The organism is Cobetia crustatorum (assembly GCF_000591415.1).
GTDB lineage: Bacteria > Pseudomonadota > Gammaproteobacteria > Pseudomonadales > Halomonadaceae > Cobetia > Cobetia crustatorum.
In genome coordinates this window covers 1-9999 of the sequence record NZ_JEMF01000034.1, presented here as the reverse complement: position 1 = coordinate 9999, position 9999 = coordinate 1, and the positions used below count along the sequence as shown (strand labels likewise).

9 protein-coding genes and 2 pseudogenes are annotated in these 9999 nt (G+C 45.2%); 1 reads left to right on the top strand and 10 read right to left on the bottom strand.

The window, feature by feature from the left end; translation table 11 throughout:
• A partial coding sequence (locus BF12_RS0108640) for an ISAs1 family transposase (protein ID WP_024951927.1) occupies positions 1–304 on the bottom strand: 304 nt, incomplete at its 3' end.
• Between the two features lie 103 nt (positions 305–407).
• Here BF12_RS0108640 and BF12_RS19360 point away from each other — a divergent pair.
• Positions 408–740, top strand: a pseudogene (locus tag BF12_RS19360) (transposase); the annotation flags it as partial.
• Between the two features lie 183 nt (positions 741–923).
• Here BF12_RS19360 and BF12_RS0108630 read toward each other — a convergent pair.
• The 9 genes and pseudogenes from BF12_RS0108630 to BF12_RS21615 all read right to left on the bottom strand — a co-directional run.
• A complete protein-coding gene (locus BF12_RS0108630; RefSeq protein ID WP_024951925.1) occupies positions 924–2090 on the bottom strand; it encodes a nucleotide sugar dehydrogenase in 1167 nt (388 codons plus the stop codon).
• A gap of 171 nt (positions 2091–2261) precedes the next feature.
• Positions 2262–3347, bottom strand: coding sequence for a glycosyltransferase family 4 protein (locus tag BF12_RS19355; protein ID WP_084488041.1), 1086 nt, complete (start codon positions 3345–3347; stop codon positions 2262–2264).
• Complete coding sequence (locus BF12_RS0108620) at positions 3344–4492, bottom strand: glycosyltransferase family 4 protein (protein ID WP_084488040.1); 1149 nt, start codon at positions 4490–4492, stop codon at positions 3344–3346. Before BF12_RS0108620 ends, BF12_RS19355 begins: the two co-directional genes overlap by 4 nt.
• Positions 4489–5820, bottom strand: coding sequence for an O-antigen ligase family protein (locus BF12_RS0108615; RefSeq protein ID WP_024951923.1), 1332 nt, complete (start codon positions 5818–5820; stop codon positions 4489–4491). Before BF12_RS0108615 ends, BF12_RS0108620 begins: the two co-directional genes overlap by 4 nt.
• A complete protein-coding gene (locus BF12_RS0108610) occupies positions 5820–6650 on the bottom strand; it encodes a glycosyltransferase family 2 protein (RefSeq protein WP_084488039.1) in 831 nt (276 codons plus the stop codon). The genes BF12_RS0108615 and BF12_RS0108610 overlap by 1 nt, the downstream gene beginning before the upstream one ends.
• Before the next feature lie 3 nt (positions 6651–6653).
• On the bottom strand, positions 6654–7463 hold the full coding sequence (locus tag BF12_RS21630) for a glycosyltransferase family 25 protein (protein ID WP_084488038.1): 810 nt from the start codon (positions 7461–7463) through the stop codon (positions 6654–6656).
• A 34-nt stretch (positions 7464–7497) separates the two neighbouring features.
• The gene (locus tag BF12_RS21625; RefSeq protein WP_084488037.1) at positions 7498–8592 is read right to left on the bottom strand and encodes a glycosyltransferase family 4 protein; all 1095 of its coding nucleotides are present in this window, start codon (positions 8590–8592) and stop codon (positions 7498–7500) included.
• 3 nt (positions 8593–8595) lie between these two features.
• Positions 8596–9159, bottom strand: coding sequence for an acyltransferase (locus BF12_RS21620; protein ID WP_248623649.1), 564 nt, complete (start codon positions 9157–9159; stop codon positions 8596–8598).
• Positions 9140–9679, bottom strand: a pseudogene (locus BF12_RS21615) (glycosyltransferase family 4 protein); the annotation flags it as partial. The gene BF12_RS21620 and the pseudogene BF12_RS21615, both read right to left, overlap by 20 nt.
• Positions 9680–9999 lie beyond the last annotated feature (320 nt).

Here is a 9999-nt window from a genome sequence, read left to right as displayed (position 1 = left end):
CAGTCACGTCATGGCAACTTTTCATCCACTCAGCGAATGCAGTTTGCAGCTGCTCAGCATTCACCAGGGCCATCACCCTGGCCAAGGTATCGTGACTCGGCACGCCAGCCTCAAAATCGCCGTACTGGCGAAGAAAGTCCAACTTCGCGTGGCCAAAATCTTCGATTTCATCCCAACCTTCTGCACCACAGATCACCGCACAGACGATCAGAAACAAGATATCCGACAGCTGATGCTTCACTTTCCACGCCTGGCGGAAGTCGGGAACAATCGATAAATGGTGCATAAGAGACGGTGTCAGCATCGGATCATCCATGAGCGAAAGCTGCTAAATGACCACATGAGGTCCTTTTGGTAAAGCGCTACGAGGCCCGTCGTAGAGCGGTTTTTCATGCATTTTCCCTGCTGATGCGGGCTACATCGGTATGGGCAAACGCCTGGATGAAGAAAAGGATGCAAGGAATTCCCGTTGCTGTATCGCGGCCAAGCGAGGCGGTATCAAGAAGATGGAAGAGAGTCCGATGAAAGAACTGCTGCTGAAGATCGAGCGGGCCAAGGCCAGCATCCGCGCCAAGGTCGAGCATCCGTTCCATGTCATCAAGAATCTCTTCGGCTACCGGAAGGTGCGCTACAAGGGGCTGGCCAAGAACCAGGCGCAGCTATTCAGCCTGTTCGGGCTAGCCAACCTCGTGCTGGCGACGCGATGCGAAGGACGCATTGACGGGGTCAGTGCATCTTGAATTTCCTCTACTAGCCGGATAAACCGCTAGTAGAGGAAATAGGCCATCTATACAGGTCAGAAAGCGACCGCTGTTGCGGTTGAAGCACCAGTCTGAGCGCTGCAAACGCGTAGAACCGAATTGATCATCGGTTCCCTAATGCAAAAAATCAAAAGAGGCTTTTATCAACATGAAAAACAAATATTAATCACTACCAAAAAGATCTCTGGTATAAACCTTATTTACCACATCGACTAGCTCTTCTGCCATGCGATTACTCAGGATGACATCGGCTTCCTGCTTGAATGCCTCGAGATCCCGCATGACGCGTGAACCGAAGAAGGTGTCTTCTTCCAGCACCGGCTCGTATACCACCACTTCCACGCCCTTGGCCTTGATGCGCTTCATCACGCCCTGCATGGCACTGGCGCGAAAGTTGTCAGAGCCGGACTTCATCACCAGGCGATACACCCCCACCACCTGCGGGTTGCGCTTGAGCACGGATTCCGCAATGAAGTCCTTGCGCGTGGTGTTGGCATCGACGATGGCCTGGATCATGTTGTTGGGCACTTCCTGATAATTGGCCAACAACTGCTTGGTATCCTTCGGCAGACAGTAGCCCCCATACCCGAATGACGGGTTGTGGTAGTGCTGCCCGATGCGCGGGTCCAGTCCCACACCCTCGATGATCTGCCTGGCATCCAGGCCATGCGACTCGGCGTAGGTATCCAGCTCATTGAAGTAGGCAACGCGCATCGCCAGGTAGGTATTGGCGAACAGCTTGATGGCTTCCGCCTCGGTGCTGTCAGTGAAGAGCACATCAACACCCTGCTTGATCGCGCCTTCCTTGAGCAGACCAGCGAATACCTCGGCACGCTCTGAGCGCTCACCGACGATGATACGAGACGGATGCAGGTTGTCGTACAGCGCCTTGCCTTCGCGCAGAAACTCCGGCGAGAAGATCAGGTTCTCGGTATTGAAACGCTCACGCGCCTCTACCGTATAGCCCACCGGCACAGTCGACTTGATCACCATCACCGCGTCAGGATTGATGTCGCGCACATCCTGAATCACCGCTTCAACACTGGAAGTATTGAAGTAGTTGGTGGTGGTATCGTAATCCGTCGGCGTCGCGATGATCACAAAATCGGCACCGAGATAGGCCTCTTCCTTGTCGAGGGTAGCGCCGAAATTCAGGTCCCCGCGGGCCAGAAACTCATCAATCTCGGCGTCTTCAATCGGTGCGACACCACGATTCAGCCCTTCTACCTTCTCTGGAACTATATCCAGTGCGATCACTTCATGATGCTGTGCGAGCAGCATGGCGTTGGAAAGTCCGACGTAGCCTGTGCCTGCGATGGCGATTTTCATTGCTGAATCCTGTGAATATGATGAAGTGGCGAAGAAAGCCAACATAGTGAAAATGAACGGCCATGGTAGCAAGGCCGGATATCAGACATCCTGGCTAGTCACCAGCGCTTAACACGTCACGATATAGCGCTTCCATGTTTCGTACTCTCTGTTGAATATCATGCTCAGCCTCTACCTTGCTCTGCCGGCGGTGCCAAAGCGGATACGTAAGCTAGCATTCTCGAGCAGCTCTACCAACGCACTGGCCAGAGAGCCAGCGTTTTCCACGGGGAACAGCAGCCCATTCTCCGCATCGCGGACAAGATGTCGATTTCCGGGGATGTCTGAGACGATGACTGGCAGCCCGCAACCCATCGCTTCAAGGATCGCCAAGGGCATTCCTTCCCACCGAGAAGGCAAGACGAAGACATCGCAGAGACGAAGCAGTTCCGGCGTATCAGTCCGCCACCCCAGAAAATGGACGTGTGGCTCAAGGCCCGCAAGCTTGACCCTAGCTTCCAGGGACTCCTTCAAGGCACCGTCCCCCACCAGTACCAGGTCTGCTCCTGGGTCACCTGACTCCCAGAGTTGGTAGTAAGCTTCAACGAGGCACGCCGGGTTCTTCTGCTCCCATAATCGCCCTATCATCATGACCAGTTTACGATCAGCTGGAAGGCCTGCCCCCTCTCTCAAGGCATCACGATTAGCCTCTGGAGATAATGGGTGGAATTTTTGAAGGTCTATTCCATTCGCCATGATCTCGATGCGCTCATCAGACAACCCCAACTCATCTCGGCAAATCCTGGCATCATCCTCATGTAGACAGACAACCCGATGAGAGCAGCGGGCGCCTATCCATTCCATCGCATGAAAGATTTTACGTTGCAGCGTGCTTGTCGCTGCGGGGAAGGCGAATCCATGCACGGTATGAACGATACATGGCACACCTGCCCACCTTGCTGCCAATCGGCCTATCACACCGGTCTTGCTGGAGTGCGTATGAACAACATCAAATTTTTCACGTCGAAAGCACTTCCAGAGATACCAGAGGGCTTTAATATCCCGTATCGGATTGATTTCCCGCACAAGATCCGGAGCCACGATAACGGCAGCACCGCTGGCTTCAGCGCCCTCGGTCAGAGGACCTCGGCTCTGACAGACCAAGACTTTCCTCGTTTCACTATCCAGCCTTTCAAGCTCATCAAGTGATACACGCTGAACACCACTCAAGAGGGGTAATAGTTGCAAGTGAGTAATACGAAGTGTTGGCGCAGTCATCGTGCCCCCTCAACCAACTGCTCCATCAACTTGATCACCTTGCGGTGTTGCTTGGGACGATCAAAATTGGCCTCTACACGAGCACGTCCTGCACTGCCCATGCGTTGCCTTTTATCTGGATTATCACATAGTTGAGCAATGGCATTGAGCAGTGCTTCATCATCATCCCCTTCCACCAGAAAGCCTGTTTCACCGTCAACTACGACTTCAGGGATACCACCTGCACGCGTACCAATGACAGGTCTACTCGCGGCCATGGCTTCAACAGTGACTTGGCCCATACCTTCCTGCCTGGAAAGAATCAAGAGACTGTCAATACTCGCCATGATCTGAGGTATATCTTCCCTGAAGCCAGTGTGAATGACATGAGGGTGGTCAACGTTAGGTAGACTTTGAAAGTACTCCTGAGAGTCATCCTCAGCCTCTCCAACGATAAGAACTCTTGCATTTGGGCAGCGTTCAGCCAGTTCGGGCATCAAGCGCAATATACGATCCTGTGCTTTGCGTTCATTGATGGAACCCACCATCGCGAAAACAATATGCTCAGGAACAAGTCCAAGACTAGCTCTAGCCGGCGAAATATCATCAAACCTGCTCAGCAACGCTCCATTATAGTTCTTGATAATACGCTTTCTATATAGACGTTTTTGCCAATCGGGGTACTTTACCTCTACTGCATCAGAAATCACGATATTCAACTTGACCAGAGGGAGTTGAAACCAGTCGAGGATGCCATGTGGCTTATCCAATTTATCCCAGATTACAACTGGTATACCAAGAGATTTTGCAGCAATGCCCATTGTAAGCAAACCACGCATATCATTACAGAAAAGGATATCCGGGGATATACCCTTCAACCATTTCCGAAGTTCCAAGATATAGTTTCCAAGCTGGAAAAGCATGCCAATCTTTCTACGCCAGCCATAGCGGTATATAGCGCCTCCATAAGTAGATAAAGACTCTGGGTATGGTAAGATAGTTGAATCAAACCCTTCGGCTTCAGCTGTATCAACAAAAGGCCCATGACTCGTAGTAGCTAAAATGGACTGATGCATAGCATTCCGAGAAGTCCCCAGCAAGCTCAATAGGGTTTTTTGTTGCCCAAAAATGACTTGAGGATAACTTTCAACAAATATTATTTTCATAAGAATTTTGCTTTCCAATGCCGAGATACAGAACTAGCACTCAATAACAAACCTGCCATTAACCAGATCGTTCTTTGCCTTAATCCATACATAGTAAGATTATAAGCAAGCAACAAGACAAATCCCATGGAGGCTGCTATAAACAACAACTTCATCTCTGGACTGACGATAACTCTTGTAGATATAATCAATGGCATCAAAAGAAATAGCAACAAAAAAGTTATTCCAACAACTCCTGTTTCAATAAATATCCCAGCATAGGTATTGTGTATCTCAGAGATATTGAACTTCGATCCATAAAGCTTTGGACCATTACCTAGAAAAATAGCGACATCCGCATTATCGATAACAACGGTAGCTTGCTCTTCTCGAGTTTCATCAAGCCCTTTGCCTTCCGTCATATTCTGATACATCATGACGACAGGCCTCTGCCAAGAAGGTGTCTTGCCTAATTGATAGACACCATCAAACATGCTCATTGCAGCAACAACATAGAGGACCAATCCAGCAACACAAGCAATGATTGAAACACCTAGATAGCCCCTTCTAAGGGTATTATTCTTGAACTGAACAATATATATAACTGCCATACAGACTGCTACTAGTACAATCAATAAAAAAGCAGTCCGACTACCTGTACCAATCAAGACCGTTGCCATACCTGCAATCAAGAGTAGCGAGATATTACGTAGTCTTTCTGATATCGATCTAGATACGCACCAAGCTAAAGCGATGACCATCAAAGGGATCAGATATGATGCCATCTGGTTCTCAAATTTGAAGGTGGAAGATATTCGTCGTGTAAACTCATCAATCGTCCAGGAAGGGGCAGTACCTGTCATAGCCCATAATCCTACGATGACCACGACAGCTGATCCGAATAGCCAGCCAATTATGCACCGTTTCCATTGAAACTCATCCTGAACAAGAAGCAATACAGTCCCGACCATCATGGCGCCATAAGTGATATTTAGAGTCTCGACCAGACTCTCTGTAACGTGTCCATAATAATCGATGTTATTGATAAAGAAGGAAATCCATTCGATCAACACAAACCCGACAAGGAATAGCATTGCTAGTATCTGATAATTTGACAAAGGAATACGGCGGCTTATCCACTGACGATTGACAAGCATCGCAGACCAGGTCATCAATATTACAACTTCCGTCAACCCTACCTTCTCTCTCAATGGCCCTAGTGAGATAGTATTGAGTATTCCAGATGCAAAAAAAGCAGTGTAGACGCCTCTTTCTGGTGCTTTGGCTATCCACCTGAACAGTAGCAAGAATACACAAGACGCCAGCACAAGTGATATATAAAATAACATCAGGCTATTCCTTGCCCCTCGCTAAGCCCTTGACTTGCCCTGACTTTCTTTTTGATGGCATTGGGTAGCATGGGATAGATCAAGCGCGCGGCAGGGAATAAAAGATAATAAGGTGAGAGTTTGAACCAAAATACTGACTGAAGTCCAAACCTAGCTAATCGCCGGTTCTGCTTCTGGGTCTTGAAGCGGCTCTGAAAGAAGCTTTCATTCCTTACATAGCGGCAAGCCAGTACGTCTGGAAGATTAGCAACCTTATACTTTCGAGCAACTCGCAAGAAAAACTCAAAATCAATCAGATAAGGTTGAGCCGGATCGTAATTAAGACCCTCATTGACCAATGACTTTCTAAAAGTGACACCACTATGTGTATAGGGAATGCACTTGGCACACTGTTCACGAATTTCTGCATCAGTCAAAGGATAAAGGCGAATGATATGCTCATCTCGTTGAGTATCACGACGCTCTTCGCCACACCCCACCCATGCATGATCCAAGTTTTCCTCTAAAAAGGAAAATTGAAGCTTTAATCTCTCGGGATAAGCAATGTCATCAGCATCCAGGTTAGCAATATATTTCCCCTTGGCTTCCTCACACGCTACCATCAAAGCTTTGGCCCGCCCCATCCGACCACCAAAGATGATACGTATACGTGTATCCCTTGCTGCTATATCAGCCAGTACAGCAGGTGTTGCATCTGAAGATCCATCGTCAACTATTAATATTTCTATATTTTTGAGTGTTTGATTGGCTAAAGACTCTATCGCGCGAACGATTAATTTTGGTTCATTATAAACAGTCACAATGGCTGTAATATCAATATCATGAGACATGCATCACCTAATGAATTTCATTGTCAGGACGACGGGCGTAAATTTATTTGATACTCGCTTTATAACCGCTTGCCAAGCATAGTAAGACTTCCAAATTGAACCAAAATAACTTGGATATATCAAATTGGGAATAATCGAAAGTCTAGCAGCTGTAACATGCATTGGAGTTTTGCGATTTTTAAATCTTTGTATTTGGCTATCTAGACTTTCAGATTGCTGGACTAGTGGAGGCTCTACACCACGGGCAAGCAAATCATTCTCTATTTTCAAGGGCCAATCTGATGTTGACCAAATCGGTAATGAGGCTTCATATAGGGCTTTAGCATCTGATATGCTCAAGTAATAAGCACATGCACCAAGAAATTTTCTGTAAGGTTTATAAAGAGAATACTTACGATTAATATTAATCCGCACTTTAGTAGCGTATTGTTGTTTATAAACGTGAAGAATTGTCAGTTGTTGATAAGCCTCCAATGGAAACTTCTTCATTGCGTATTCATAAAAATCTTCCATCAACACAGCATCATCCTCTAACACGATAGCTTCTGTGATGTTATGCATGATAAGATGGTTATAAATAGTGGCATGGGATAAAGCGCATGCCTTTTCCGATAAAGTAAGAGGTTCACCATTACGCTTTTTATACCATTCTTCATCAATGTACTTGTCGTATATTGATGAAAAATTCGGTAATCTACCATCTATAGCATCTACGATCTCATACTCAAGATTAAGTTTTGCAAGCTGATTTTGTATTGATTTCCTTCGTTCAGTAGCATCTAACAAACTTATTACATATATAGGTATTTGCATAACTTATTGGCCTACAATAATAGAGATTATAAAACTAGAGTAGCTTGTAATAGAGATTAATATAGCTTTCGGCCATTGTGCTTTCATCAAACAACTCGGACACCCGAGACGCCGCCTTATTGGCCATTTTATTTGCCCTATTTTTATCATCCAGCATAGAAATAATAGCTTTAGACAATTCCTCATAATTTCCTGGAGAAAAATAATCTGCAGTATTACTAGCGACTTCTCTAAACACAGGTATATCAGAGCAAATCAAAGGTGTTCTCGATGCCATGGCTTCAGCCACTACCAATCCAAAGCCTTCTTGCGAACCATCACTGGGTACAACCATCATTCTTGCCTGTTTGATCAGCCGGTGAGCGTCTTGCTTACTCATCCAGCCTGGAAACTCTACAGATGATAAAACATTCTGTTTTGCACATTGACATTCTAGATTATGCCTCTCCGGGCCATCGCCGACCAATATAAGCCTTGCATTGGGATGTTTCTCGATAACGTCGGCCCAGGCGCTAATCAAAACAGAGTGCCCCTTCACTTTCACAAACCGGCCTACAGTAATAACAGTAGGCCTATTAGGACTTATTAGATCTTTCACGGGCTTATCGAAGGCATGAACGTCAATACCATTCATGATAATACAATTAGAATCATTATCTGATGATCTAGAGAAACTCCTCGCGACAGTTGATGAAATATAAACCTGAGAATCGATGAATTTTTCTGTCAATCGGTCAGCGATGCGCCAATGCCGTGACATCGAACCACTTAACTCATGGCGCGTGTTTACTATCTTTACTTTATATAAATGAAATACGATGCGAGCCAACCAAGCAGGATTGATAAAATTGGCATGAACAATATCAAATGAGTTCTTTCTAGCAATATTTAATAAAGAAAAAAACAAGTATATTTGCTGATAAATTAGTGAAAAGAAGCCATTGGCAGTCGGAACGGGTATTCGGACTTCTCTAGTGCCCTCAGGTACTGGTAGTGTTTCTCTCTGTTGCCCATCATCCACTTTAAAGAAAGTAACTTCATGCCCAGAAAGTACCAATACAGTTGCAATGGAGTATAAAACACTCCAGATAGAATTGGCACCGCTTCTATCGATAAACGCTATCTTCATATATTAATCTGCCTTAGAAAGAATTCGGGAGGATTGCGATACCACTGTAACATCAGGTGGAATATTTTTACTCACTACGGTACCTGCTCCGATAATTGAACGAGCTCCAATATAATTTACAGAAGGTAGAATTATCACATTGGTGCCAATCCAGACATTTTCTTCTATTACCAATGTAGTGGACACTGGAACGCTGCGAGGATCATGACCATGAGTATGCGTATATAGCATACAACCTTCAGATATAAAAACATTGTCCTTTAACTCCAATCTACCTGTTATATCTAGCAAGGTATCTCTATTGACTTGCACATTACGTCCAATAATCAAACGGCTATTTTCGCTTTTAATCTCTCCCCAAATTCTGATATTATCACCAAGACTGACAGCGTCAAGTATAGTTATAGCATCTACATTATTGAACCTTATTCGGCGACCTAAATACAAAGAATTTTTTACTCTCAACCCTTTCATAATATAAAGGATAATGTAAAACTTCCTACACAAAAAACTATAAAGCCTGCCAATCAAATTAATAAAATTCAAATCAATCACCAGTTGTGCCAATTAATTTCAAGTATTTCCTATATGTGTTGTTTGCGTTAAACATTTCCCTTGAAGTATTGCGGCCATTAAGCCCCAACTCAGCTGACTTATTTGGATTATCAATATGCCATCTAATCAAATCAGAAAGCATTGATACGTCATGAGTAGGGAACCTATTCCCATTGACTCCATCAAGAATATATAAGCCTGAAGCTTCAAAGTCAGATGTGATCGTGGGTATACCTAAAGCCATCGTTTCAATTGCAGATAAGCCAAAACCTTCAAACAAGGAAGGCAGTACAGAAAGACTACAGTACGATAGCTCTTGGACCAGCGTCTCTTGTGAGAGGTGACCAAAAAAATGAGCGTTTATATTACTAACTGTAACTTTATGTTGTAATAATTTTTCCTGGTTGCCTTCGCCATAAAAGTCACTTCTTACCAGTTTTTTGTAGTCGCTAGGGAGATGATTAATTGCTGAGACTAATGTCATCCAGCTTTTTTCTTGGGATAGTCTACCTACGGCCGCTATACGAAAGAGCTTATTCGATCTTACAACTTTTTTTTGTTACATAAAAAATGATGATCGATGCCTCCTAGAATCGTCACGACCTTATTCGCACTTAGCCTAAGCTGATTGCTAATAAATGGTGAAACACAGACCACTTTATGGGAAAGTATAGTAGCTAATTGCCAGTACATTCTCTGCCTAACTCCCCAGGGAAAACGCATGAAAGCTTTCAGACCGCGAGAATGTCAGCAATATATGTCTCAACCAGTGCCGCTTTCTTCTGTTTCCGCCGAATTCCGCCTTTGAAAGATTTCTCTCCTTTCAGGTAATTCAGCGCAATATGCCGGACC

What these genes read in the sequence shown, in the direction of transcription:
- BF12_RS21625 (WP_084488037.1), bottom strand. Translation starts at nt 8,592, where the DNA reads ATGAAGATAGCGTTTATCGATAGAAGCGGTGCCAATTCTATCTGGAGT.
- BF12_RS0108610 (WP_084488039.1), bottom strand. Translation starts at nt 6,650, where the DNA reads ATGTCTCATGATATTGATATTACAGCCATTGTGACTGTTTATAATGAA.
- BF12_RS0108630 (WP_024951925.1), bottom strand. Translation starts at nt 2,090, where the DNA reads ATGAAAATCGCCATCGCAGGCACAGGCTACGTCGGACTTTCCAACGCC.
- BF12_RS0108615 (WP_024951923.1), bottom strand. Translation starts at nt 5,820, where the DNA reads ATGTTATTTTATATATCACTTGTGCTGGCGTCTTGTGTATTCTTGCTA.
- BF12_RS0108620 (WP_084488040.1), bottom strand. Translation starts at nt 4,492, where the DNA reads ATGAAAATAATATTTGTTGAAAGTTATCCTCAAGTCATTTTTGGGCAA.
- BF12_RS19355 (WP_084488041.1), bottom strand. Translation starts at nt 3,347, where the DNA reads ATGACTGCGCCAACACTTCGTATTACTCACTTGCAACTATTACCCCTC.
- BF12_RS21630 (WP_084488038.1), bottom strand. Translation starts at nt 7,463, where the DNA reads ATGCAAATACCTATATATGTAATAAGTTTGTTAGATGCTACTGAACGA.